The sequence below is a fragment of the Arthrobacter sp. 92 genome, assembly GCF_050260325.1.
In the GTDB taxonomy this organism is placed as follows: domain Bacteria; phylum Actinomycetota; class Actinomycetes; order Actinomycetales; family Micrococcaceae; genus Arthrobacter.
Genome location: NZ_CP189863.1, coordinates 2,493,578 through 2,516,962, shown reverse-complemented (window position 1 = coordinate 2,516,962; position 23,385 = coordinate 2,493,578). Strand labels below are relative to the sequence as shown.

At 65.2% G+C, this 23,385-nt stretch carries 24 protein-coding genes; 13 read left to right on the top strand and 11 right to left on the bottom strand.

Annotation, left to right across the window (positions count from 1 at the left end; genetic code table 11):
• Window position 1 precedes the first annotated feature (1 nt).
• The gene (locus tag ACP4XC_RS11600) at window positions 2–655 is read right to left on the bottom strand and encodes a biotin transporter BioY (protein ID WP_427169703.1); all 654 of its coding nucleotides are present in this window, start codon (window positions 653–655) and stop codon (window positions 2–4) included.
• Window positions 656–965: 310 nt separating this feature from the next.
• On the opposite strand from ACP4XC_RS11600, the gene ACP4XC_RS11595 reads away from it, so the two are divergent.
• Window positions 966–2,564, top strand: coding sequence for an ABC-F family ATP-binding cassette domain-containing protein (locus ACP4XC_RS11595; protein ID WP_427169700.1), 1,599 nt, complete (start codon window positions 966–968; stop codon window positions 2,562–2,564).
• On the opposite strand, the gene ACP4XC_RS11590 is transcribed toward ACP4XC_RS11595, so the two are convergent.
• From ACP4XC_RS11590 to ACP4XC_RS11575, 4 genes are read right to left on the bottom strand one after another with little or no spacing between them, the layout of a single operon-like run.
• Complete coding sequence (locus ACP4XC_RS11590) at window positions 2,561–3,034, bottom strand: YbaK/EbsC family protein (RefSeq protein ID WP_427169698.1); 474 nt, start codon at window positions 3,032–3,034, stop codon at window positions 2,561–2,563. The genes ACP4XC_RS11595 and ACP4XC_RS11590 overlap by 4 nt on opposite strands.
• A gap of 1 nt (window position 3,035) precedes the next feature.
• Entirely contained in the window at window positions 3,036–3,926 is an 891-nt protein-coding gene (locus ACP4XC_RS11585) for an SURF1 family protein (protein WP_427169696.1), read from the bottom strand.
• On the bottom strand, window positions 3,927–4,193 hold the full coding sequence (locus tag ACP4XC_RS11580) for a hypothetical protein (RefSeq protein ID WP_427169695.1): 267 nt from the start codon (window positions 4,191–4,193) through the stop codon (window positions 3,927–3,929).
• Entirely contained in the window at window positions 4,190–4,621 is a 432-nt protein-coding gene (locus ACP4XC_RS11575) for a DUF3099 domain-containing protein (RefSeq protein WP_427169693.1), read from the bottom strand. Before ACP4XC_RS11575 ends, ACP4XC_RS11580 begins: the two co-directional genes overlap by 4 nt.
• Before the next feature lie 139 nt (window positions 4,622–4,760).
• On the opposite strand from ACP4XC_RS11575, the gene ACP4XC_RS11570 reads away from it, so the two are divergent.
• On the top strand, window positions 4,761–5,486 hold the full coding sequence (locus tag ACP4XC_RS11570) for a beta-ketoacyl-ACP reductase (RefSeq protein ID WP_427169691.1): 726 nt from the start codon (window positions 4,761–4,763) through the stop codon (window positions 5,484–5,486).
• A 155-nt stretch (window positions 5,487–5,641) separates the two neighbouring features.
• The gene (locus ACP4XC_RS11565; RefSeq protein ID WP_427169689.1) at window positions 5,642–6,058 is read left to right on the top strand and encodes an Hsp20/alpha crystallin family protein; all 417 of its coding nucleotides are present in this window, start codon (window positions 5,642–5,644) and stop codon (window positions 6,056–6,058) included.
• A 60-nt stretch (window positions 6,059–6,118) separates the two neighbouring features.
• Here ACP4XC_RS11565 and ACP4XC_RS11560 read toward each other — a convergent pair whose 3' ends face one another.
• Entirely contained in the window at window positions 6,119–6,538 is a 420-nt protein-coding gene (locus ACP4XC_RS11560; RefSeq protein WP_427169687.1) for a DUF5655 domain-containing protein, read from the bottom strand.
• Between the two features lie 186 nt (window positions 6,539–6,724).
• On the opposite strand from ACP4XC_RS11560, the gene ACP4XC_RS11555 reads away from it, so the two are divergent.
• The gene (locus ACP4XC_RS11555) at window positions 6,725–7,486 is read left to right on the top strand and encodes an SDR family oxidoreductase (protein ID WP_427169684.1); all 762 of its coding nucleotides are present in this window, start codon (window positions 6,725–6,727) and stop codon (window positions 7,484–7,486) included.
• A 114-nt stretch (window positions 7,487–7,600) separates the two neighbouring features.
• Here ACP4XC_RS11555 and serB read toward each other — a convergent pair whose 3' ends face one another.
• Complete coding sequence (gene serB / locus ACP4XC_RS11550) at window positions 7,601–8,494, bottom strand: phosphoserine phosphatase SerB (protein ID WP_427169682.1); 894 nt, start codon at window positions 8,492–8,494, stop codon at window positions 7,601–7,603.
• Between the two features lie 121 nt (window positions 8,495–8,615).
• Between serB and ACP4XC_RS11545 the strand changes: the two genes are divergently transcribed.
• The 5 genes from ACP4XC_RS11545 (at window position 8,616) to ACP4XC_RS11525 (ending at window position 12,655) form a co-directional block, all read left to right on the top strand.
• Window positions 8,616–9,401 (top strand): ABC transporter ATP-binding protein, encoded by a 786-nt coding sequence (locus ACP4XC_RS11545; RefSeq protein ID WP_427169680.1) that lies wholly within the window; start codon window positions 8,616–8,618, stop codon window positions 9,399–9,401.
• An 18-nt stretch (window positions 9,402–9,419) separates the two neighbouring features.
• Entirely contained in the window at window positions 9,420–10,205 is a 786-nt protein-coding gene (locus tag ACP4XC_RS11540; RefSeq protein ID WP_427169678.1) for a sulfite exporter TauE/SafE family protein, read from the top strand.
• Window positions 10,206–10,212: 7 nt separating this feature from the next.
• Window positions 10,213–11,022: a TrmH family RNA methyltransferase gene (locus ACP4XC_RS11535; RefSeq protein WP_427169676.1), complete on the top strand. Its 810-nt coding sequence runs from the start codon at window positions 10,213–10,215 to the stop codon at window positions 11,020–11,022.
• Between the two features lie 187 nt (window positions 11,023–11,209).
• Window positions 11,210–11,467, top strand: coding sequence for a type B 50S ribosomal protein L31 (locus ACP4XC_RS11530; RefSeq protein WP_024365679.1), 258 nt, complete (start codon window positions 11,210–11,212; stop codon window positions 11,465–11,467).
• A 78-nt stretch (window positions 11,468–11,545) separates the two neighbouring features.
• A complete protein-coding gene (locus tag ACP4XC_RS11525; RefSeq protein WP_427169673.1) occupies window positions 11,546–12,655 on the top strand; it encodes a lipoate--protein ligase family protein in 1,110 nt (369 codons plus the stop codon).
• Between the two features lie 9 nt (window positions 12,656–12,664).
• Here the strand turns inward: ACP4XC_RS11525 and pepN are convergent, their stop codons facing one another.
• Both pepN and ACP4XC_RS11515 read right to left on the bottom strand, forming a co-directional pair.
• Window positions 12,665–15,331 carry an aminopeptidase N gene (gene pepN, locus ACP4XC_RS11520; protein ID WP_427169671.1) on the bottom strand — a complete coding sequence of 889 codons (2,667 nt, stop codon included), beginning with the start codon at window positions 15,329–15,331 and terminating at the stop codon, window positions 12,665–12,667.
• A 12-nt stretch (window positions 15,332–15,343) separates the two neighbouring features.
• Window positions 15,344–16,387 (bottom strand): YeiH family protein, encoded by a 1,044-nt coding sequence (locus tag ACP4XC_RS11515; protein WP_427175093.1) that lies wholly within the window; start codon window positions 16,385–16,387, stop codon window positions 15,344–15,346.
• Window positions 16,388–16,545: 158 nt separating this feature from the next.
• Here ACP4XC_RS11515 and ACP4XC_RS11510 point away from each other — a divergent pair, with 158 nt between their 5' ends.
• The 3 genes from ACP4XC_RS11510 (at window position 16,546) to ACP4XC_RS11500 (ending at window position 19,955) form a co-directional block, all read left to right on the top strand.
• Window positions 16,546–18,105 carry a circularly permuted type 2 ATP-grasp protein gene (locus ACP4XC_RS11510; RefSeq protein ID WP_427169669.1) on the top strand — a complete coding sequence of 520 codons (1,560 nt, stop codon included), beginning with the start codon at window positions 16,546–16,548 and terminating at the stop codon, window positions 18,103–18,105.
• 75 nt (window positions 18,106–18,180) lie between these two features.
• A complete protein-coding gene (locus ACP4XC_RS11505; RefSeq protein WP_427169667.1) occupies window positions 18,181–19,107 on the top strand; it encodes an alpha-E domain-containing protein in 927 nt (308 codons plus the stop codon).
• Window positions 19,104–19,955, top strand: a complete 852-nt coding sequence (locus tag ACP4XC_RS11500) for a transglutaminase family protein (protein WP_427169665.1) — start codon at window positions 19,104–19,106, stop codon at window positions 19,953–19,955. The genes ACP4XC_RS11505 and ACP4XC_RS11500 overlap by 4 nt, the downstream gene beginning before the upstream one ends.
• A gap of 94 nt (window positions 19,956–20,049) precedes the next feature.
• On the opposite strand, the gene ACP4XC_RS11495 is transcribed toward ACP4XC_RS11500, so the two are convergent.
• Complete coding sequence (locus ACP4XC_RS11495) at window positions 20,050–20,535, bottom strand: pyridoxamine 5'-phosphate oxidase family protein (protein WP_427169663.1); 486 nt, start codon at window positions 20,533–20,535, stop codon at window positions 20,050–20,052.
• A 173-nt stretch (window positions 20,536–20,708) separates the two neighbouring features.
• Between ACP4XC_RS11495 and ACP4XC_RS11490 the strand changes: the two genes are divergently transcribed.
• Complete coding sequence (locus ACP4XC_RS11490; protein WP_427169661.1) at window positions 20,709–22,391, top strand: GAF domain-containing sensor histidine kinase; 1,683 nt, start codon at window positions 20,709–20,711, stop codon at window positions 22,389–22,391.
• A gap of 26 nt (window positions 22,392–22,417) precedes the next feature.
• On the opposite strand, the gene ACP4XC_RS11485 is transcribed toward ACP4XC_RS11490, so the two are convergent.
• The gene (locus tag ACP4XC_RS11485; protein WP_427169659.1) at window positions 22,418–23,161 is read right to left on the bottom strand and encodes a response regulator; all 744 of its coding nucleotides are present in this window, start codon (window positions 23,159–23,161) and stop codon (window positions 22,418–22,420) included.
• Window positions 23,162–23,385: the final 224 nt, after the last annotated feature.

The window sequence follows — 23,385 nt, the reverse complement described above, 5'->3', positions numbered from 1 at the left end:
GCTAGTCGGCTGCCGGAACCGTCCCGGCACCCGCGTCACGGTGGCCGGCGCGGCGGATCAGGAGGTCGGGGAAGGCCTTGTGCAACGCAAGGGCGATGATTACGGCCAGGACGTTCTTCAGGATGTCGCCCGGGTAGTAGGCCAGGTCAAGGATGAACGCCTTGGACAGATCCAGTTTGGCATTGAGCATCATGCCGAGCACGCCCAGGCCGTGGATGGCCACAATGCTTGTCACCATGGCGGCGGCGAACAGGAGAAGGCCGCGGCGCTTCCGCGTACGACGGATGACAAGCTGCGTCAGCCAGCCCACCACTGCGGCGCCGAGGACAAAACCCACAAGGTAGCCCGCCGATGGCCCGGCCAGAACCCCGAGGCCGCCGCGGCCTCCACTGAAGATGGGAAGGCCGGCGAGGCCCAGGAGAGTGTAGAGCCCGACGGCGGCAAATGCCCGCCCCGCGCCGAGCGCCATCCCTGTCAGCATCACGGCGAGGGTCTGGACGGTGATGGGCACGCCCAGGGCGCCCACGGGAATTGCGGCGACGAGCGCTGACGCGGCCACGAGGGCAGCGAAGACGGCAATGAGTCCGAGGTCGGTGGCGTTCCAGCGGCTGCGGCGGTTGTCGTGGCCGGCCACGGCGTTCTCAGTCTGGGTCATGGGGATGTCCTGTCGGTGGTAATGGCAAATTCCTCTGGATTCTGACGATACGTTCCCGGCGAGGCCCCCATTTTGTAGGGGATCCACTAAGCAGGAGTCCGTGCACTGGATGGGGTATCCAATAGCGGTCCCGGACTGTACCGGGAGTCGTTCACGGTGCACGTCGATCTGCCCGTTCCGCTCCGGTATTCCGCCGGGGGAGCTGCCGGTAGACTGGTAGAGGCCGTTCTCTCGGCCACACTGCCCCGGCGCCCTTCAGATTTCATTCGTTGTGCCGCGGCGTTCCCCGTTGTGAAAGGCCTTAGCTGCATTGATTACCGTCCAGGATCTCGAACTGCGCGCCGGCGCCCGCCTCCTTATGGACCAGGTGAGCTTCCGGATCGACAAGGGAGACAAGATCGGCCTCGTCGGCCGTAACGGTGCAGGAAAGACCACGCTCACCCGGGTCCTGGCAGGCGAAGGCCTCCCTGCCGGCGGCAAGGTCACCCGCAGCGGCGAGATCGGCTACCTGCCGCAGGATCCCCGCACCCCGGACATGGAACAACTCGCCCGCGACCGGATCCTTTCCGCCCGGGGCCTGGACATCGCCGTAGGCAAACTCCGCCAGACGCATGAGGACATGGCCAGCGAGGACCCCGAGGTCCAGCGTAAAGCAATGAACCGCTACGACCGGCTCGAGTCCGAGTTCCTTGCGGCGGGCGGCTACTCCGCGGAGGCTGAAGCCGCGGCGATCTGCTCCAACCTTGCGCTGCCTGACCGGCTGCTGAACCAACCGCTGAAGACCCTCTCCGGCGGTCAGCGCCGCCGCGTCGAGCTCGCCCGCATCCTTTACTCCGATGCCGAGACCATGCTGCTCGATGAGCCCACCAACCACCTCGACGCCGACTCCATCGCCTGGCTGCGGGAGTTCCTCAAGAACCACCAGGGCGGCCTGATCGTGATCAGCCACGACACCGAACTGCTCGAAGCCACCGTGAACAAAGTCTTCCTGCTGGACGCAAACCGCGCGCAGATCGATTTCTACAACATGGACTGGAAGCGCTACCTCGCCCAGCGCGAAACCGACGAGCGCGCCCGCAAGCGCGAGCGTGCCAATGCGGAGAAAAAGGCCCAGGTCCTGTTCGACCAGGCTAATAAGATGCGTGCCAAGGCCACCAAGGCCGTTGCCGCGCAGAACATGGCCAAGCGTGCCGAACGGCTCCTCGGCGGCCTGGAGGCAGTCCGCGAGACCGACCGCGTTGCAGCACTGCGCTTCCCGGATCCCTCGCCCTGCGGCAAGACCCCGCTCACCGCGGACGGTCTCAGCAAGTCCTACGGCTCGCTGGAAATCTTCACCGACGTGGACCTGGCGATCGACCGCGGCTCCAAGGTTGTCATCCTCGGCCTCAACGGCGCCGGAAAGACCACACTGCTGAGAATGCTCGCCGGCGTCGACAAGCCCGACACCGGAGAAGTGATTCCCGGCCACGGCCTGAAGGTGGGCTACTACGCCCAGGAGCACGAGACGCTGGACGTGGACCGCACCGTCCTGCAGAACATGCGTTCCTCCGCCCCGGACATGAACGACTCCGAAGTCCGTGGCATCCTGGGCTCGTTCCTGTTCTCCGGGGACGACGTCGACAAACCTGCCGGCGTTCTCTCCGGCGGCGAAAAGACCCGACTGGCGCTGGCCACCATCGTTGCCTCGAGCGCGAACGTGCTGCTCCTTGACGAGCCCACCAACAACCTCGACCCGGCCAGCCGCGCAGAAATCCTCGGTGCCCTGAGCAACTACACCGGCGCCGTTGTGCTGGTGAGCCACGACGAGGGGGCTGTTGAAGCCCTGAACCCCGAGCGCGTTGTGCTGCTGCCCGACGGTGTCGAGGACCTCTGGAATGAGGACTACCTGGACCTGATCACACTGGCTTAGCGGACGGTGAGCTCTTCGGCTTCGGTGATCCTGCGAAGTTCTTCATAGCTGATCGAGAACATCGAATTGTGGTCCCCGGCGCCCGCCCACAGCAACGAGTGGGCCGCCAGGGAGTGGTCCAGGAGGGTGCGGATCCTGCTGGGGTGTCCCAGCGGGGCAACTCCACCGATTTCCTGGCCCGTGTGGTGCAGCACGAAATCGGGAGTGGCCCGGCGGAATTTCCCGGTGCCCAGTTGCGCGGCCACTTTGCCCAGATCCACTCTGGCGGCGCCGCTGGCCAGGATCAGCAGGGGCGAGCCATCGTGTTCGAAGACCAGGCTGTTGGTGATTGCGGCAACGTCGCACCCCAAAGCGGCAGCGGCGGCGGCCGCCGTCGGGACCTTTGTGGTGAAGACGGTGACCGTGTCACGGGCGCCTGCTTCCGTCAGCGCACGCCTGACGTTGTCAACGGGGCCCAGAACCTCTGTCACCTCAAAAGCCCTGTGCGTCGAGGATGGCGTCTTCCTCTTCTTCAGCGGTGGCATTCTTCCGCTTCCGGGGTACCGGGCGGCGCCGGGCTGATGCCATGGCGTATTCCGGCACCCGGTCCGGTGTGCCCTCCATCCCGGCCTCCGCGGCCGCATCCTCGGCGTCGATCTGGTCATTGCGCGCCTGTTGCCTGGCGGCGTAGCCGAAGCCGAAGAACATGAGCACGCCGAAGGCAAACCACTGCAGCGAGTAGGACAGGTGAGTGCCCTCATCCGTGGAAGGCATGGGGAAGGCCACCGGCATGTCCGCCACGGCAGGGGTCTCGGAGGCGAGCTGCCCATAGGCGCCGGTCAGCAGGGGATGCCCCAGCTGGGCGGAATAGGCGGGAAGGTTAATGGAGGCGAGCTGACCGTCCGGGGCTCCGCGCTGGAGTTCCGGTTCGGACGGCTTGAGGCGGACAACAACACTCACGTGGCCCGGCGGGGGAGCGGGAACCGAATCGGGATGGCCGGGGGTGTTGTTGCCAATCGGCAGCCATCCGCGGTCAACCACCACCGTCCCGCCGTTGTCCAGCGTGAACGGGACCACCACCTCGTACCCGGGCTGGCCGTTGAGTGGGCGGTTGCGTACGATCCGCTGGCCGGAGACGTCGTAGCTGCCCTTCAGTTCCACCTGCGTCCATTCGCGGCTGGCGTCGAGCGTGGTGAACTGATCACGGACCTGCGCAAACGGAACGGGGGTGGCGGAGTAGTTGGAGGTGACCGTGTTGATCTCGGCGAGGGTTTCGGCGCGCCGGTCCATCTGCCAGCGGCCCAGAAGGACACAGCCGGTGGCGAAAATTGCAGCCAGCAAGAGGTAGCCCAGCCATTTGCTGGAGAAGAGAAAACGGTACATTCAGCTGTCCCTGCCCGCGGGTGCGGCTGCGGCGTCCATGCCAGCCGTCTCCTTCCACAACCCGCGGGTCCGCAGGTAGTCCTCGAGCCATTGCCTGTGGGCACCGCATGCCAGCCAGATCTTGCGTCGCTCCGGCGTGTGGATCTTCGGATTGTTCCACAGCAACTGCCAGTCGGCGGGCGCACGGCAGCCCTTTCGGGAGCATAGGGGCGGCATAGGCTCCAGCGCGTCGGTGGACGCGCCGGCGGCCAGGTCAAAGATGTTCATGATGCCGTCCGTTCCTGGCCGTCGCTGTCTTCGTCGTCGTTGATGAGTTCACCCTGCAGCACGGTCGGTCCGTCGCCCGCGGCGGCCGGCCGGACCTGGGGCGCTTCAAGCTCCGCGAGCGGCGCCGAGTCGAGCAAATACTCGCTGTGGACCTCAGCTTTGTCGCTCCCGTTGGCAATGACCACGGCGACCCACGGAAGAAAAACTGCTCCTGCGATGGCGACGATCTTGAACCAGCCGTCCACCACAAAGACAAGGCCGAGGCAAACCATACGGGTCCCCATGGCCACGGCATACTTGATCATCCGCTCCCGCATGTCCTCGGAGTGTGCAGTGGCGGCGTCTGTGATGCTGTGAACCTGTCCGTCGCCGGTTTCGGCGGCTGGTTCACCGGGCAATCGTTGTCCGGATCGTCGTTCAAGTGTCACGGCTGTCTGATCACGCTCCCAAGGCTTCTCTTAATTCTCTCACCATCGGCAGAGCCGCCCAAACGGAGGCTAAGATCGGAGGCAGTAAAAATCCAGCCATCACCGCGGTGCGTCGTGCCGCAGAATCCCGGAGCACCACATGACTGAAGCAGTATCCACCGGCCGCAGCGTTCTGATCACCGGAGGCAACCGGGGCATCGGCCTCGCCATTGCCGAAGCCTTCCTGGCCAACGGGGACAAGGTCGCGGTGACGTACCGCAGCGAAGCGGAACTTCCCGAGGGAATTCTTGGGGTCAAGGCCGATGTCACCGATGAAGCCTCGGTGGACGCCGCGTTCAGCGAAGTGGAAGCCGCCCATGGCCCTGTTGAGGTTTTGGTGGCAAATGCGGGCATTACCAAGGACACGCTCCTGATGCGCATGAGCGAGGACGATTTCACTTCGGTGATCGACACGAATCTTACCGGCGCGTTCAGGGTCATCAAGCGTGCGTCCAAGGGCATGATCCGGGCGCGGAAGGGCCGCGTGGTGCTCATCTCCTCAGTGTCCGGACTCTACGGCGCCCCGGGACAGATCAACTACTCGGCGTCGAAGGCGGGGCTTGTGGGCATCGCCCGCTCCCTGACCCGCGAGCTGGGGGGCCGCGGTATTACGGCCAACGTTGTGGCGCCGGGCTTCATCAACACGGATATGACGGCGGAACTGCCCGAGGCCACCCAGAAGGACTATCTGACGAAAGTCCCCGCCGGGCGCTTCGCCGAAGCCTCCGAGGTGGCAAACGTGGTCCGCTGGATTGCCAGCGACGAAGCCGCTTACATTTCCGGTGCCGTGATTCCGGTGGACGGCGGATTGGGGATGGGCCACTAGGGTCCCCGCCTGCTTCCGGCCTTCTCCCGCGTCCTCCAGATCGGGACCTTGTGCCCAATACAGGCCCCTCCTGCGGGTGTGTAATGGGCATACCAACCTGTCCCGCGTCAGTGCCGGGAGCCACGTTGCCGGGAGGCAAGACTAGGAGAACAATCATGGCCGAGCTGAGCAAGTGGACGCCCTCGGACGTCCTGGAACCCCTCCGGCGGTTCATCGACGGGGAGCTGGCGACGTCGTCGATCCGCGTGGAGCAGTTCATGGACGGCAACACCCTCGTGGTGCGCGCGGAAGTGCCCGGGCTGGACCCCGATAAGGACGTCGAGATTACGGTCTCTAACGGCATGCTTCACATCAAGGCCGAACGGGAGGAAAAAACGGAGCACAAGAGCAAGAACAGCTACCGTTCGGAGTTCCGCTACGGATCGTTCACGCGCAGCGTTTCCCTGCCGCCGGGTGCCCGCGAGGAAGACATCACGGCCTCGTACAAGGACGGGGTTCTGGAGGTCCGCGCCCCTGCTGCGGTAGAAACGGCGGAGCCGGCGAAGCGCAAGATCCAGATAGCCCGCAGCTAGTCCGGTCACAGCCGGTTCAACCGGGCAGCGGGTCCACCCTGGAGGGGGCAGGCGGCAACGTCAGCCCGCCTCGTTCCGTGCTTCCTCCAGCCAGCGGGCAACCTCGTCGTCCAGATCTTCGACGGACCGCAGTTCAAGGTGGTGCATCCAGATGCCGGGGGACGGTTGGACGACCTCCTTGTACCGCCCGTCGGTAATCCGCCGGCCTAACGCGATCGAGAGCACGGCGGGCACATCCGAGGTGAGGTACCGCCCGGGACACCACACATAGGCGAAACCCCGTCGGCTGCCCCGGAAAGCGACCTGGCTTTTTGTGGTGCGCATTGCCGGGGCGGGAGGTGCCAGCAGGCCTTCCACCGCGTGGAGCAGCTCCAGCCCCAGCGGGCAACCGCGGAAGACCTCCTCCGGCGTCGACTCCTCGGCAACGCCGCGGGTCACGGCGCAAACCCCCGCCGGGCCCACCGCGCGACGTTCCGGCATTTCATGCCGGCGAGCCTACGCCCCGGCCCTCAGCCCGGCAAGGGCCTGCGGGGCCGCCCGAAACCGCGGCGGAAACTAGGGTGATCCAGCTTCTTTGTTGAGGTCAAACAACTGAAAACTTCCGGTCCGCTGGCATGATGGAGGGCGAACCCGCAGTTGTTGGATGTTTGGAACAAAGGAGCTCGAATGGGATTGCTGGATAACAAGACTGCCATCGTGACCGGATCGTCACGGGGAGTTGGCGCGGACGTCGCCAAATTCCTGGCTGCCGAAGGTGCTGCCGTGGTGGTGAACTACCGCCAGAAGGCTCCGCGGGCCAACAAGGTGGTCGCGGAGATCGAAGCCGCCGGTGGCCGGGCTGTCGCGGTTGGCGCGGACCTCACCACCCAGGCGGGCGTGCAGGCTCTGGTCAGTGCCGCCATGGAGAACTTCGGTTCCCTCGATGTCCTGGTGCTCAACGCGTCCGGCGGCATGGAGTCCGGCATGGAAGCGGATTACGCGTTGAAACTGAACCGCGATGCCCAGGTGAACATGCTCAACGCCGCCGTGCCGCTGATGCGGGAAGGTTCGCGTGTGGTGTTCGTCACCAGCCACCAGGCACATTTCATCAACTCCGTGCCCACCATGCCCGAGTACGAGCCGGTCGCGCGCAGCAAGCGGGCCGGCGAGGAGGCGCTGCGGGAACTCGTGCCGAACCTGGCCGAGAAGGGGATTTCGCTTGTGGTTGTTTCGGGCGACATGATCGAAGGCACAGTCACAGCCACCCTGCTGGACCGGTCGAACCCCGGAGCCATCGAGGCCCGCCGCGCCGAAGCGGGCCGGCTGTACTCCGTGTCCGAGTTCGCCGCCGAGATTGCCAAAATGGTGACGGCCGACGTCGAGACCGGTCACACCGAATACGTCGGCGGAGCGGACTACTTCGGCAAGGGCGCCTCGAAGGAAAGCTGACCGCTCTAAAGTCCACCGGCCCTGTGCCGGGCTGCGAAGAGCTCCGACCCTCACTGTGGTCGGAGCTATTCGCGTCCAAGGGGCTGGCGCTGTTGGCAGATCCCGGGGCCGCGGTCAGACTCCGGCGATGTGCCGCACCGCGTCGAGGTAGGGCAGGTTCACGGCGGCGTCCGCGGCGGCCCGGACGGCCGGTTTCGCATTGAACGCGACGCCGATGCCCGCGGCGCTGAGCATGTCCAAGTCGTTGGCGCCGTCGCCCACTGCGATGGTGTGCTCCATGGGAATGCCCTCCGCCGCCGCCCATTCGCGAAGGTACTTTTCCTTGGCCGCACGGTCGATCACCGCACCAAGTACCTTCCCGGTCAAGGCGCCGTCCACGATTTCAAGCTCATTGGCAATCCAGTAGTGCAGCCCCAGGCCCTCGGCGATGGGGCGAAGGATCTGGTTGAATCCGCCCGACACCACGGCCACCACATGACCGGCAGCCTGGAAGGCGGCCACGAGTTCGGCGGCGCCTGCGGTGAGCTTCACCTCATCGCGGACGGAATCGACGACGGCGGCGGGCAGCCCGGCAAGGACCGCCACCCGCGCGTGGAGGCTCTGCGCGAAGTCCAGTTCGCCGCGCATGGCGGCCTCGGTGACCGCCGTCACCTCTTCCCGCTTTCCGGCGTAGGCCGCGAGGAGTTCGATGACTTCCTGCTGGATTAGCGTGGAGTCGACGTCCATGATGAGGAACTTGCGGGGAGCGCTTCGCAGTGAATCGGGAACAATGGCCGTTTCCAGCCCCGGCAGCCCCGCGGCGGACACCTGCTTGCGCAACACGGCAATGTCACTGGTGGTGCCGGAATCGATGGAGAAATCCAGGCTGTGCACCTCGTACCGGTCGTCGCCGGTGCGGCTCTCGGCCCCCAGCACAGCTCCTGAACGGGCCAGGACGGAACGCAGCTGCTCCAGTTCCGGAGGGGACAATTTCACGCCGTAGCTGACCGCAGTCACGTTCGAACTCATGGCTGCAATCTTAGCCAGCGCACCCGTGGCGCCCGAATTCGTTTCGTCCCCCCTTCCCGCAGGCCCGGCGGCCGGGGCTCAGTTATCAGTCGCCCCCCGTTTTGTCCTAGTGTCTACTCCTATGAGTGAAGTTCTTGAAATGGCTGGCGTCAGCGTGGTCCGCGGAGCCAAAACCCTCCTCAACAAGGTGGACTGGCAGGTCAGGGAGGGCGAGCGCTGGGTGGTGCTCGGTCCCAACGGCGCAGGCAAGACCACTCTGCTTCAGATCGCGGCCGCACGGCTTTACCCCTCCAGCGGCATGGCCGGCATCCTCGAGGAAGTCCTGGGCGCCGTTGACGTGTTCGAGCTCCGGCCGCGCATCGGCCTGTCGTCCGCGGCCCTCGCCAACCAGATCCCGGAGCACGAAAAAGTGCTCAACGTTGTGGTGACCGCGGCATACGGCGTGACCGGACGCTGGCGGGAAGGCTACGAAAAGGATGACGAACGCCGGGCCTTCGGCCTCCTCAACGACTGGGGGATGGGACCGCTGTTGAACCGCCAGTTCGCCTCTCTGTCCGAGGGTGAGCGCAAGCGTGTGCAGATCGCCCGCGCCCTCATGACGGACCCCGAGCTGTTGCTCCTGGACGAGCCGGCCGCCGGGCTGGACCTGGGGGGCCGCGAGGACCTTGTGCATCGCCTCAGCGAACTGGCCCGGGACGAGACGGCGCCGGTCATTGTCCTGGTGACGCACCACCTTGAGGAAGTTCCTCCCGGATTCACCCATGCCATGCTGATGCGCGACGCCGGAGTGGTGGCCTCAGGCCCCATCGGGGAGGTCCTCACAGCAGAGCACCTCAGCGAGACGTTCGGCCTGTCCCTCGAGGTCACCGTCAACGCCGGCCGGTACACCGCCACCGCCCGCCGCTGACGGAGCGCCCGGCACAGCGTGGAGATTCTCAGCGGCCTTCTTGTCTTTTTTGCCGGCTTGTGGGCCGGAACCATCAACAGCGTGGTGGGTTCCGGAACGCTGGTCACCTTTCCCGTCCTCATAGCACTGGGGGTCGCGCCGGTCACGGCGTCCATCAGCAATGCAATGGGACTCGTGGCCGGCAACGCCGCCGGCGCGTGGGGGTACCGCAAGGAACTTCAAGGCCGCGGCCAACAACTCGTCAGGCTCCTGCCGGCGTCCCTGCTGGGCGGGATCAGCGGCGCATGGCTGCTGCTGCACCTGCCGGAGAAGGTCTTCCAGTACGCCGCGCCGGTACTGATTGTTGTGGCCCTGCTGATGGTGGTGTTTCAGCCCAGGCTGCAAATGTGGGTCCGGAACCGGGAGGAAAACCCCGAACACGCCATCCGGGACAAGGGCCACAGCGTGGCCCTTGTGGTGCTGGTGTACCTGGCCGGGGTCTACGGGGGCTATTTCGTGGCCGCCCAGGGAATCCTCGTGGTGGGAATTCTTGGCGTCTTCATGACCGGCACCATCCAAAACGCCAACGCCATGAAGAACATCCTGGTCCTCGGGGTCAACATCGTGGCCGCGGCGTCATACCTGCTGTTCGCGTTCGGCCGGATCAATTGGCCGGTGGTTGCCATCATCGCCGTCAGCTCGCTGATCGGAGGGGTGGTCGGCTCGAAGGTGGGGCGCAGGTTGTCGCCGCCGGTCCTACGTGGAGTGATCTTCACCCTGGGGTTGGTGGCGCTCGGATTCATGGTCGCCAATCTGCTGAAATAATCGGCCAGTGACTTTTCATTATCTGGAATCCGCCGAGGATCCTCGGGTGTCGGACTATACACAACTGACCGACGTGCACCTCCGCAAGCTCCGGGAGCCTGCCGAGGGCATGTACATTGCCGAATCGTCACGGGTGCTTCGCCGGGCGTTGGCGGCGGGCCACAGGCCACGGTCCTTCTTCCTTGCGGAAAAGTGGCTTGAGGACCTTCGTGACATCTTCTCGGAATTCCCGGACGTTCCGGCGTACGTCGGCTCTGCGGAACTGTTGGAACAGATCACGGGCTTCCACCTCCACCGCGGAGCCATGGCGGCCATGCACCGTCCGGCCCCTGTGCCGCTCATTGATCTTCTTGCCGGGGCCACGCGCGTGGCCGTGCTGGAGGACATCGTTGACCACACCAACGTCGGCGCCATTTTCCGCTCCGCGGCCGCCCTGGGTATGGACGCCGTGCTCGTCTCGCCCCGCTGCGGTGACCCGCTCTACCGGCGAAGCGTCCGGGTGAGCATGGGCACTGTGTTCCAGGTTCCATGGGCGCGCCTGGATTCCTGGCCCGAAGACCTCGAAATCCTGAAAGAACAGGGCTTCACCGTGGCCGCCATGGAGCTCACTCCGGACGCAGTGGACGTGGACGCGCTGGCGGCACGGAATCCGGCGAAGCTGGCACTGGTGCTGGGCACCGAAGGCGCCGGGATGAGCGCAGGGACCCTTGCCGCCGTCGACCTCGCCGTGAAGATTCCCATGCGCGCGGGAGTCGACTCACTCAACGTCGCGGCCGCCTCAGCGGTGGCGTTTTGGGAGCTCCGTCCCCGGGCATGACGCCCGGAAGGACGCCCGGAACGGCGCCGGGAACGGCCCCCGGACTGAAACCGCCACCGGTTCGTCACCACGGCTGTTATCCGCTAGTATTGATAGCTGGCTGTAACGTGCCCTCCGGGGCCGGATCAGCTATCCCATTCATACCTGGCAACTGGCAAAATCCAGTTGTGCGAACAAAGGTCCCATTATGAAGTCTGATACTCACCCGAAGTACGAAGCTGTTGTTTTCAACGACCTGGCTTCCGGCGTCAAGTTCCTGACCAAGTCCACCGTGTCTTCCAAGAAGACCATCGAGTGGGAAGACGGAAACACCTACCCGGTCATCGACGTCGAAATCTCCTCCGAGTCCCACCCGTTCTACACGGGTAAGCAGCGCATCATGGACTCCGCAGGCCGCGTCGAGCGCTTCAACGCCCGCTTCAAGGGCTTCGGCGGCAAGAAGTAACTTTCTTCCCCAAGGTCAACTGGAAAAGCCCGCACCTTTTGGTGCGGGCTTTTGCGTTGTTGGGGCAGGATGGAATACATGACACCAAACCTTGCCGGTTCCGGCAACGCTGATCACAGGACCGACGACGGCGGCCGCCGCCACGGGGAATACAAGGTTCCCGGCGGCAAGCTGGTGGTGGTCGACTTCGACGTCGTCGATGCTCGCTTCGCTAATGTGTCCCTGAGCGGCGATTTCTTCCTGGAACCCGATGAGGCGCTCCTGGACATTAACCGTGCCCTCACCGGGCTCCCCGAGTCCGCGGCGTCCGCCGACATCTCCGCGGCCGTGGCGGCCGCCCTTCCGGAGGATGCCGTCCTCTTCGGCTTTTCCGCCGATGCCGTGGCCGTGGCCGTCCGGCGGGCCCTCGCAAAGGCCACGGGGTGGGGCGACCACCATTGGAATGTCATTGCACCGTCTGTGCTGCCCACGCACCTCAATGTGGCCCTGGATGAGGTCCTCACCGAGGAGGTCGGCGCCGGACGCCGCAACCCCACCCTCCGGTTCTGGGACTGGGAGGAGCCTTCGGTGGTGATCGGCAGCTTCCAGTCCGTGCGCAACGAGATCCACCCGGAGGGCGTGGCCCGCCACGGTATCAGCGTGGTGCGCAGGATCAGCGGCGGGGGAGCGATGTTCATGGAAGCCGGCAACTGCATCACTTATTCGCTGTACCTGCCCCAGACGCTCGTGGACGGCATCAGCTTTGCGGAGTCCTACAGTTTCCTCGATGCGTGGGTGATGGCCGCGCTTGGGAAACTTGGGATCAGCGCCTTCTACGTCCCGCTCAACGACATCGCCACGGAACAGGGCAAGATCGGTGGGGCGGCGCAGAAGCGGCTGGCGAACGGCGGGATGCTGCACCACGTCACCATGAGTTATGACATAGACGCCGACAAGATGGTGGAGGTCCTCAGGATCGGCAAGGAAAAACTGTCCGACAAAGGCACCACCAGCGCCAAAAAGCGCGTGGATCCGCTCAGGCGCCAGACCGGACTGGACCGTATGGACATTGTGGCGGCCATGATGGAGGTCTTTTCCGGACGCTACGGGGCTACCCCGTCAGTGCTCACCGAGGCGGAGCTGGCTGCTGCCCGGGACCGCGTGGGCACCAAGTTCGGCACCGACGAGTGGCTGCACCGGGTGCCCTGAAGCGGTGCCCTATTGAGGGTTGGCCCGGGCGGGGGCCGCATCCTGAAGCGCTGCCGCCTGCGCCACGAGGGCACGGTGCAGATGGCTTCGCTGTTCGATGATGATCCGGCGGAGGGCAGGCGGCGCGGCCGGATGACCCTCCAGCCACGCGTCCGCGCGCGCCACCACTTCGTCCCGGGCCGCCACGGCCTCCGGCGTGCCGGCCGCTAATTCCGGGCCGCCGAGGTCCCGGCCTGCAGGGAAGAGGCCCTTCACGATCCGGTTGGCGATTTCGATGCTGCGACCTGACCACACGGACTCCAGGCAGTCGAAGTACGGCTCCACAAAGGGCTCCAGCAGTTCTGCGGGCGCGGTGTTGAAGCCGGCGATTGTGGCGCTGAGCAGCTGGTTGGAGAGACCGGTGCCATGGACCGCCGCTTCCCAGGCGGCGGCCTTCACCGCGGCTTCCGGGCGTGAAGCGAGAGCCGTGGCGTGGCCTGCCCGTCCCGAAGCGGTGTTGTCCCGGGTCAGCTCGGCATCGAGTTCCTCGGCGCCGGCCCTGCCGTTGGCCGCCAGTGCCTGCCAGAGGCTCCAGCGAAGCTCCGCGTCCACGGCAAGGCCGTCGATAACGGTGGTCCCCGTCAGGATCCCGCGCACAAGATCGAGTTGGCCGGCATCCTGGCGGCTGATGGACGCCAGCGTGCGGGCCCAGGCGAGCTGGTGGTCCGAGCCAGGCCGGGCCGAGTGCAGTTCGGAGGCAACCACGGACAGGAATGCGGAGCGTGCCGCATCGCGCTCCATCACCGGTATGTACCGTTCAATGGCCGTCGACGCGTTGCCGAGGACATTCAAGAGGACACCGATGCCGGATTCCGCCGGGCCAAATTTCTGTACCGCCTCGACATAGAGCGCCGCCGGGGTGACGCCATCCAGCGCCGAGTCCCAGAGCGCCGTCCAGCAGAGGGCGCGTGCCATGGGATCCTGCACCGAACCCAGCGAGGCCCTGACCGTGGCTTCGGACAGGGGGTCGAGCCGGACCTTTGCGTAGCTGAGGTCATCGTCGTTGACCAGCAATAACGCGGGCTTCCGTTTGCCTTCCAGCTCGCCCACCACAGTCCGCGGCCCGGTCACATCCGTTTCCACGGCACCGGAACGTACCAGCGCGCCATCGCCGTCGAAGTTGTACAGCCCTATCCTCAGCCGGTGCGGCCGGTGCTGCTCCAGCCCGGTTGCCGGGTCCACGGCATCCTGGATGACGGCCACCTCCCCGAAGACGCCCTGGTGCTCCTCAACCTGCGCGGTGAGGGCAGAGATGCCGGAGGTCTGGAGCCACTGGCGGGCCCACAGCGAGAGGTCCCGCCCCGAGGCGGCTTCAAGCACCGCCAGCAGATCATCGAGGGTGGTGTTTCCGTACTCGTGGTCCCGGAAGTACCGGCGGGAGCCTGCGATGAACGCTTCGAACCCCACATAGGCCACCAGCTGCTTGAGGACCGAGGCGCCCTTGGCGTAGGTGATCCCGTCAAAGTTCTGCTTCGCGGCCTCGAGATCCGGAACGTCGGCCACGATGGGATGCGTGGTGGGCAACTGGTCCTGGACGTACGCCCAGGCCTTTCGGTTGTTGGCGAAGTTGACCCACGCCGTGTCCCAGTCCGTGGCCCGGTCAACGCCCAGGGTGCCCATGTAGTCGGCGAAGGACTCCTTGAGCCACAGGTCGTCCCACCACTGCATAGTGACAAGGTCCCCGAACCACATATGCGCCATCTCGTGCAGCAGGGTGTTGGCGCGCGCCTGGTACTGGGAGTCCGCGGCGCGTGAGGTGAAGACGTAGTTTTCCGTAAACGTGACCAGCCCGGGGTTTTCCATGGCGCCAAGGTTGTACTCGGGCACGAAGGCCTGATCGTATTTTCCCCACGGGTAGGGGTAGTCGAACAGGGAGTTAAAGAAAGCCAGGCCCTGTTTGGTGTGCGTGAAGAGCCGTTCGGTATCGAATGACCCCGCCATCGACGCGCGGCAGTAAAGTGCCAGAGGAATCTCTAGCCGGGTGCCGTCGTCATGCGCTCCGCTCCAGTGGTCCTGCGCCTTGAAATATGGCCCGGCCAGGACTGTGGTGATGTACGTGGACATGCGCTTGGTGGTGGCGAAGTCCCAGCGGCTCGTGTCGGGATCGCTGGTCAGCCGGGTCCTCTGCGCTTCGACGCCGTTGGAGGCGACCTCCCAGTCTGACGGTGCCATCACGTGGAAGGTGAACTCCGCTTTGAGGTCCGGCTGTTCGAAGTTGGCGAAGACGCGCCGGGCGTCCGCCGGCTCGTACTGGGTGTAGAGGTAGCACTGGCCGTCGGCAGGGTCGACGAAGCGGTGCATGCCTTCCCCGGAGGTGCTGTAGAGCGCCGTCCCGGTGACCGTCACCTGGTTTTCAGCCTGCAGGTTCTCCAGCCGGATACGGGAACCCTCCACGACGTCGGCGACAGAGAGCCCTTTGCCGTTGAGGAAGACACTGTGCACCTCGCTGCTGATGAAGTCCAGGAACGTGGCTGCCCCGGGTTCGGCCGCCGAAAAGTTGATGACGCTGCGGCTTGTGTAGCCAGGGACACCGGGATCCGGCGCCTGCCGGACGTCGAGGGAGACATCGTAACTGTGAGTGGTAATCAGGGCTGAGCGTTTTGCCGCTTCGTCGCGTTGCAGGTTCTCATTCGACACCGGACTATCTAATCATGTGCCCTGCTGGATCATCAGTACGGCGGCCCCGAGCCCAAGGGCCGCTATCAGGATCCACGACGCCAACGCCGCCAGCACCGCGCGCGATCCCGTGTGCAGCAGGGTCCGCACGGTGACTGCCGAGCCCAGGCCGAAAAGCGCCATGCCCAAGAGCACGTCCTGGGCAAACGAGGCAGCCTCGAGCCAGCCGGGGGCGAGCCAACCGGCGGATCGGAGCGCCGCCATCGCCACGAAGCCAGCCACAAAGAGGGGAATCACCGGCGGGAGTCTGGGCTCCGTGCCGTCGGTTTCCAGCGCCCTGCCTTTGGGGCCGTTGGGGCCGCGGGTCATGGCCACCCGCTGATGGACCCCTGCTGCCGCCACCATGGGCGCCAGCAGGATGACCCGCGTCAATTTAACGACGACGGCGATCGCCAGGGCCCCGGTTCCTGCGGTCTGCGCCGTGGCCACCACCTGTCCGACGTCGTGCACTGATGCGCCCGTCCAGGCGCCGAAGACGGCGGGTGTAAGGCCCAGCGGGTGCATCAGCAGCGGAAGAACCCCGATGGCCAGGGTGCCGCACAGTGTCACCAGTGCCACGGGCAACACGGTGTCCACGTGCCTGACCCGTCGCACGGCGGCCATGGCGCCGATAGCCGAGGCCCCGCATATGGAGAAGCCTGTGGCGATGAGGAGGGACGCCTCCCGGGGCAGCCTGAAGAGCCGGGAGATGGCGTAGGTGCCGCCAAAGCTGACCAGGACCACGGCCGTGATCAGCAGCAGTGCGGCCCACCCCAGGTCCAGCACATCCGCGAGGCTCACCTTCAGGCCGAGCAGCACTATCCCGGCGCGCATGAGGTGCTTCCCGGCGAAGTCCAGGCCCGGCCGGGCCCGGCCCGATTGCCAGGTCCCGGAGCCAGGAAAATTGGCGCTGAGCAGGCCGAGGAGCACCGCCAGGGTCATGGCGGGCAGCGCCGGCACCAGAGCGTGTACGGTAAAGGCCACGCCAACGGCGAAACCGGCTGTCAGCAGTCCGGGCAGCAGGGGTGCGACAGGCATAAGGATCCGGCCCCGGGGGGCGGCGGTGAATCTGGACAATGGCACCCACCTACCTTGCCGGAACAAAGGTGGAAACCACGAACCGTGGTGGTATGTCCAACACGCCACATTGGTTCCCAGTAATGAATTCGAAACAAAAAGGTGGTTGGCTAATTAGCATGTCTGACCTATTCCAGGATTACTCCGAGGCCGCCGGCCGCTCCGGCGCCTACGACGAGATGTTTGCGCCCGGTCAAAAAGCGAGAAAGTCCTACGGACAGGTTGCCGGAGCGCTTCGCGAGCTGTCGCTGGCCGACGTCACCGCCCGTGCGGACTCGATGGCGCGGACGTTCCTGGACCGAGGGGTCACCTTCGACTACGCCGGCGAGGAGCGGCCGTTTCCGCTGGACATCGTGCCGCGCGTCATCCCGGCCGACGAATGGGATGTCCTCGAAAGGGGAGTGGCCCAGCGGGTCCGTGCCCTCGAAGCGTTCCTCAACGACGTGTACGACAAAATGACGGTCGTCTCCGACGGCGTCATCCCGCGTCAGCTCGTTACCACCAGCGCCCACTTCCACCGCCAGGTGCACGGCTTCGAACCGGCCGGCGGCGTCCGGGTGCACATTTCGGGGATCGACGTGGTCCGTGACGCCGCGGGCACCTTCCGCGTGCTCGAGGACAACGTGCGGGTCCCGTCCGGTGTCAGTTACGTCTTGGAGAACCGCAGGGCCATGGCCAAGGGCCTTCCCGAGGCTTTCGGCCAGCAGCTGATCCGCCCCGTGGAGGAGTACCCCCGCCGCCTGCTGTCCGCGCTGCGCAAGACCGCCCCCGCCGGCGTCGACGATCCCACCGTGGTGGTCCTCACTCCCGGCGTCTTCAACAGTGCCTACTTCGAGCACACGCTCCTGGCGGGCCTGATGGGTGTGGAGCTGGTGGAGGGCCGCGACCTCATTTGCCGCGGCAACCGCGTGTACATGCGCACCACTGCCGGTGAGCAGCGTGTGGATGTCATCTACAAACGGATCGACGACGACTTCCTGGATCCGCTGCAGTTCCGTGCGGACTCCATGCTGGGCTGCCCCGGCCTGGTGAACGCCGCGAGGGCCGGTGGCGTCACCATCGCCAACGCCGTGGGCAACGGCGTGGCGGATGACAAACTCGTGTACAGCTACGTGCCCGACCTCATCCGGTATTACCTCAATGAGGAGCCGGTGATTGCGAATGTGGACACGTTCCGGCTGGAGGAAAAGGAAGCCCGGGAGCACGTGCTGGACCGGCTCGATGAACTTGTGGTCAAGCCGGTGGACGGCTCGGGCGGAAAGGGGCTCGTTATCGGCCCCGACGCGTCCCGGGAAGAGCTTGATGCGCTGCGCAAACGGGTCATCGCCGATCCGCGGGGCTGGATTGCCCAGCCGGTCCTGCAGCTGTCTACGGTCCCGACTCTCAGTGGTGATAAATTTGGGCCCCGGCACGTGGACCTGCGGCCTTTTGCGGTCAACGACGGCGACGACGTCTGGGTGCTTCCCGGCGGCCTGACCCGGGTGGCGCTGAAGGAAGGTTCACTGATCGTCAATTCCAGCCAGGGCGGCGGATCGAAGGACACCTGGGTGCTCGCCGATTCACCGCAGGTGCCGGTGGAGACCCTGCCGCGCGCGTCCATCACCGTCCGGGAACGGGTGTCCGTGTGGCCGGTTGAAAGCAATTGGCGGGACCGCCAGACGGAGCAGCAGCAGCAGTGATGAGACAGCCGTTGATTGCCGCCGCATCAGTTTTTGAATTCACCCAGATTTCGGACCCGCAGGAGGTAGCCGCGAATGCTTAGCCGAATTGCCGAGTCCCTTTTCTGGATCGGCCGGTATGTGGAACGGGCAGATGGAACAGCCCGCATCCTCGATGTCCACCTTGAACGCCTTAACCACCTGCCCACAGAGGAACGGCGCAGTGTCGCACGGGAGCTCCTGGCCGTCATGGGCGCACGCCCGGAGAGCCAGGAATTTGGCCTGGAGGAATTGCTGCACGCCCTGGCCTATGACAAGACCAGTGCAACCTCCATTGCCGGGTCCCTGGGTGCGGCCCGCGAGAACGCCCGCAGGGCACGCGAGACTGTCTCCTCGGGCCTGTGGGAGAGCCTGAACACCACGTATTACGGGCTGAACCAGCACCGGAAGGACGTGGTGGGAACGTACCGGTTCTGCCACTGGGTCCTGGAACGGACCGCCATGGTCAGCGGGCTGGCCGACACCACGGTCAGCCACGACGACAGCTGGCTGTTCCTGGCTCTGGGCCGTTCCCTGGAACGGGCCGACATGACGGCGCGCATGCTCTCCACGCGCGACGTCCTCTCGGCGGGCATGTCCTGGGTGAACATGCTCCGGTGCGCCGGTGCCTACGAGTCCTTCCTGCGCACCCGGCGGGCCGCCTTCGGCGACCAGCATGCTGCTGAATTCCTGCTTCTGGACCGGCTCTTCCCGCGGTCCATCGTCTACGCTTTGCGCGATGCCGATGACTGCCTGGCCAAGCTGGACCCCTCGGCCCAGCGCGTGGGCTTCATCAACGACGCCCGCCGGATCGTGGGCCAGGCACGCACCTTCCTGGAGTTCCACCGCACCGACGATCTCATGTCCGAACTGCCCGAGCACATGGAGCGCGTCCAAAAGGCCGTGTCGCAGGCTTCCGACGCAATTTCCCGTAAGTACTTCAATCAGGCGGATGAACTGGCCTGGGTGGGAGAAGTTTCATGACCCGGCTGAGTATCGTTCACAAGACCGGATACAAGTACAACAAGCGCGTCACGCTCTCGTACAACGAAGCGCGCATGACTCCGCTCACGGACCCTCAACAGGTGGTGCTGGAGTCCTCGATGAAGGTCTCACCCTCGCAGGCCGCCATCAGCAGCTACCGTGACTATTGGGGAACCCGGGTCACGGCGTTCGACATGCAGATGCCGCACGAATATCTTGAGGTGCTGGCCACTACTACGGTTGAGGTGCACCGGGTGGAGCGCGCCCCGGCCGAGGGCGACATTGTCTCCTGGCAGACCATGTCCGCCCCCGAGACGCTCGACCAGTTCAGCGACTGGATTCCGCAGTCACGCCTCAGCGGCCCCGGTGACGAGGTTCTGGCCATCATCCCCGGCGTCGTCGAGGACAGGAGCCCCTATGGGGCGGCCATGGCCATCTTCGAATGGATGCGCGGTGAGATGACCTATATGAAAGGCTCCACTGGCGTCACCACGAACGCCGCGCAGGCCTGGGGCCAGCGGCAGGGCGTGTGCCAGGATCTGGCGCACCTCGCCATCGGCGCGCTGCGCAGCTGCGGCGTCCCGGCACGGTATGTCTCGGGCTATTTGCACCCGCGGTCCACGGCGGACATCGGCGAAACCGTTGCCGGCCAGTCGCACGCCTGGCTTGAGTGGTGGGACGGGGAATGGCGCAGCTGGGATCCGACCAACCACAAACCGGCCGGCGATTTCCACGTCACCGTGGCACGCGGCCGCGACTACCGGGATGTGCCGCCGCTTAAGGGCATTCTTTCGGGCGGCGGCGGTTCGGCACTGAACGTCAGTGTGGAGATCACGCGCCTGGCCTAGTTGTCCACGTTCACCCAACTGGCTCGCACTTAATGCCGTTATGGAGACCCATGGCGACATCTAATGCGAGCCAGTTGGGTTGGTGGGGTGCGGGTTACTCGAACCCGGAGCGCGTGGCATCATCCAGCGGCGTCCACCAGGTCAGCGGCGGCGTCACTTTGAACCGCCGGCCGGTGACGTTGTCGGGCGTGATCCGCACGAAATGCTCCTTTTTGCCCGCCTGCCAGGGGAACAGCAGCAGGCCCACCGTGTCCAGGACTTCCTCAGTGTTCTTTACGGGGGCGGCCTGCCCCTTGATCACCACGCTCCAGGCTATGCCGGTGTCGGCGTCCACACCGTCGGCCTCCACGGCCACCGGGGTATCGCCCGTGGCCGCCTGGAGCTTGGTGCCATCGGCTGTCCTGAAGACCAGCGTTCCGTGGTCCACTTTATAGTTGATGGGGAAAATGTCGGGGTGATCGTCCACCCAGACGGCCAGCCGGCCCACGGAGACGCTCCGCAAAAGCTTCCAGCACTCGTGGTTATCGAGGTTTTCGACGTCGTAGGGGTTCTCAGGGCCCGGTTTCCGATCAGCGCTCATGACGCCGAGCCTACGTGAGGATATGCGCGGGAGGCTAGGGCATAACGGCCCGATGACGGGAAACAAGCGCCGTCGCGAGGCACAGCCTGAGTCCTTGGGGGTATTCTGGCAGCACGCCGTGTGCGTGGATTCAACGGTGAGGAGTTGTGCTTGTGGAGAAGGCCAATAGCGAGATGCCTGAACGGTACACCCCTGCGGGGAGTCTGCGAATCGAGGACCTGCTCAAGGATTTCGTTTCCCGGGCGGGGGAGCTCCTGCAGTTCCAGGAACGGATGGGCGGCCTCTTGGAAGCGGTTGTCGCGGTGGCGGAGGACTTGAGTCTCGACGCCGTCCTGGAACGCGTGGTGCAGTCGGCGTGCCAACTGCTTCATGCCCGTTACGGAGCCCTCGGTGTCATTGGCGACGACCGCGCGCTGAGCCACTTCATCACCATCGGGATCGATGGCGAACTCGCCAAGCACATTGGACCGCTGCCCACAGGCCACGGGGTGCTGGGGCTTCTGATCTCGGACCCCCGGCCCCTCAGACTCCACGATCTCCGGCGTCACCCCGAGTCCTACGGATTTCCCGATCATCATCCTCCCATGCAGTCATTCCTCGGAGTGCCGGTTCGGGTACGCGACGTCGTCTTCGGCAACCTTTACCTGACCGAGAAGGAGGGAGGCGGCGATTTTACCGTTGAGGACGAGGAACTTGCCGTGGCTTTGGCCGCAGCGGCCGGCGTCGCTATCGAAAATGCACGGCTCTACGACGACGCCCGGCGCCGTTCCCAGTGGTTGGAAGCCTGCATGGATGTTTCGGGGATGATGCTGGGAACCGACGAAGCATCCACAATGGACGGCCTGGATCCAATTGCCGAGCGCGCGATGCTGGAGTCCGGCTCGGAACTGGCACTGATTGTGGCACCCTCAAGCGACGGCTCAGGTTATGTCGTGGCCGGCGCGGCAGGTGATCATGCCTCGCAGTTCTCCCAGATGCCCCTTGCCGTAAAACCCGGGGCGCTCCAGAGTGTGCTCGCCGGCGGCGATCCACTGTTGGCAGATAATGCCGCTGACGTGCTCATTGCACTGGAGGGTTACGCAACAGGGCCTCTTCTGGCGATCGCGCTCAGCACCCAGGGTGCCCACCACGGCTTTCTCTTCCTCGTCAGGGCTGCCGGTGCGGTGGCCTTCAGCCGCACCGATGTGGAGATGGGGTCCGTCTTCGGTTCGCATGTTGCGCTGGCCCTCGAGTTGTCCCGGGTCCATCGTCTTCGGGAGGAACTGCTCGTCTTCACAGACCGTGACAGGATCGCCCGGGATCTGCATGACCTGGTGATACAGCGGCTTTTTGCGGCCGGCCTGAGTGTCCAGAGCCTCAACCGTTTCACCCACGAGGACCTGGCACTGGACCGCATCGGGGCCATCACAGGGGAACTTGACGAGGCGATCCGGAGCCTCCGCGACACCATCTACTCGCTCAAGCGGGGCAGTTCGGATACTGAACTTCTCAGCGGGCGGATCCGCCGGGTGACGGGGAGCGCCGCCAAGTCCATCCCGTTCGCGCCGGTGCTGACCATCACCGGCCCGGTTGATTCGGTGCTGCCCGACGCCGCGGACCATGTTGTTGCCGTCATTTCGGAAGGCCTGAGCAACGCCATCCGGCATTCCGGAGCGGATTCCATTGAAGTGTCCGTGGCGGCTCTCAGCGGCCGGGTGACCGTGCTGATCACGGACAACGGCACCGGGTTCAATGAGCCGGACAAGCGGAACGGCCTCGCCAACCTCGAAGAGCGCGCCAGCATGCTGGATGGGACATGCACCGTCACCAGCGCACCGGGAACAGGAACGAGTTTGGAGTGGTCGGTCCCGATTTAGCGGGCTACCGCAGGACGTATAGCAGCCTAGCGGGGCACCCCGTGGGCCCGGCTACCCTCCGCCTCCGCTGAGGCGTGCCCCTTGGGCGCCGGCGGCGCCGCTGTGTTGGCGATATACACGGCGGCCTGTGTGCGCCGTTCGAAGCCCAGCTTTGCCAACAGGGACGAGACGTAGTTCTTTACCGTTTTTTCCGCCAGGAACATCTCGGCGGCAATTTGTCGGTTGGTGAGGCCGCCGCCCACCAGTTCCAGGACGCGTCGTTCCTGGGGAGTCAGGCCCGCGATCCTGGGATCGATCTGTTGCGGCGCCACAAGGCTATCGACGATGCTTGCCGCCATACCTTCGTCGAAAAGCGACTCGCCGGCCGCAGCCCGGCGAAGGGCACCTATCAGATCGGTGCCGCCGATCTCCTTCAAAACGTAACCGCGTGCCCCCGCGAGGACCGCGCCGCGCAGCGCCTGTTCGTCATCGAAACTCGTCAGGATCAAGCAATTCAAGGATGGATCCACAGAACGAACATCCCTGCAGACTTCGATTCCCGTTCCGTCGGGAAGGCGGGCATCAAGGACGCAGACGTCGGGGTGCAGTGCCGGAATCCGTCGTGTGGCCTCCACTGCCGAGCCGGAACTGCCCACTACCTGGAAGCCCTCGCCTTCGAGGAGCTCCTGCAGGCCCCTCCGGACCAGTTCATGGTCGTCTAGGATGAAGACGCGGAGAAGCCCGGCGGAATCTTGGCGCGGGGAGGGAACCGCGTCTGCCCGAGGGATCATGATCCTCCTGTCCGGCCGCCGGAGCTGCCATTGTCGGTCCGCTTTCAGCTGTTTGCGGTGCAGATCCCATTATGTCTGTCCCGGGCCCGGTTTCGGGCATCCGGCTCTGCAATTCTCTTTCAGGGGAAAGTGCCGAGCAAGGGTCGTTGGTCCCCCAGGAGGCATGACTTTCGGCCCTATCCCGCACCAAGGACGCAGCCACATCCTTGAAGGGCAACGGCCGG

Bases quoted from the DNA above. Each gene is read 5' to 3' on its own strand.
- ACP4XC_RS11600 (WP_427169703.1), bottom strand. From the start codon at position 655: ATGACCCAGACTGAGAACGCCGTGGCCGGCCACGACAACCGCCGCAGC.
- ACP4XC_RS11585 (WP_427169696.1), bottom strand. From the start codon at position 3,926: ATGTACCGTTTTCTCTTCTCCAGCAAATGGCTGGGCTACCTCTTGCTG.
- ACP4XC_RS11580 (WP_427169695.1), bottom strand. From the start codon at position 4,193: ATGAACATCTTTGACCTGGCCGCCGGCGCGTCCACCGACGCGCTGGAG.
- ACP4XC_RS11570 (WP_427169691.1), top strand. From the start codon at position 4,761: ATGACTGAAGCAGTATCCACCGGCCGCAGCGTTCTGATCACCGGAGGC.
- ACP4XC_RS11565 (WP_427169689.1), top strand. From the start codon at position 5,642: ATGGCCGAGCTGAGCAAGTGGACGCCCTCGGACGTCCTGGAACCCCTC.
- ACP4XC_RS11560 (WP_427169687.1), bottom strand. From the start codon at position 6,538: ATGCCGGAACGTCGCGCGGTGGGCCCGGCGGGGGTTTGCGCCGTGACC.
- ACP4XC_RS11555 (WP_427169684.1), top strand. From the start codon at position 6,725: ATGGGATTGCTGGATAACAAGACTGCCATCGTGACCGGATCGTCACGG.
- serB (WP_427169682.1), bottom strand. From the start codon at position 8,494: ATGAGTTCGAACGTGACTGCGGTCAGCTACGGCGTGAAATTGTCCCCT.
- ACP4XC_RS11545 (WP_427169680.1), top strand. From the start codon at position 8,616: ATGAGTGAAGTTCTTGAAATGGCTGGCGTCAGCGTGGTCCGCGGAGCC.
- ACP4XC_RS11530 (WP_024365679.1), top strand. From the start codon at position 11,210: ATGAAGTCTGATACTCACCCGAAGTACGAAGCTGTTGTTTTCAACGAC.
- ACP4XC_RS11525 (WP_427169673.1), top strand. From the start codon at position 11,546: ATGACACCAAACCTTGCCGGTTCCGGCAACGCTGATCACAGGACCGAC.
- ACP4XC_RS11515 (WP_427175093.1), bottom strand. From the start codon at position 16,387: ATGCCTGTCGCACCCCTGCTGCCCGGACTGCTGACAGCCGGTTTCGCC.
- ACP4XC_RS11510 (WP_427169669.1), top strand. From the start codon at position 16,546: ATGTCTGACCTATTCCAGGATTACTCCGAGGCCGCCGGCCGCTCCGGC.
- ACP4XC_RS11505 (WP_427169667.1), top strand. From the start codon at position 18,181: ATGCTTAGCCGAATTGCCGAGTCCCTTTTCTGGATCGGCCGGTATGTG.
- ACP4XC_RS11500 (WP_427169665.1), top strand. From the start codon at position 19,104: ATGACCCGGCTGAGTATCGTTCACAAGACCGGATACAAGTACAACAAG.
- ACP4XC_RS11495 (WP_427169663.1), bottom strand. From the start codon at position 20,535: ATGAGCGCTGATCGGAAACCGGGCCCTGAGAACCCCTACGACGTCGAA.
- ACP4XC_RS11490 (WP_427169661.1), top strand. From the start codon at position 20,709: ATGCCTGAACGGTACACCCCTGCGGGGAGTCTGCGAATCGAGGACCTG.
- ACP4XC_RS11485 (WP_427169659.1), bottom strand. From the start codon at position 23,161: ATGATCCCTCGGGCAGACGCGGTTCCCTCCCCGCGCCAAGATTCCGCC.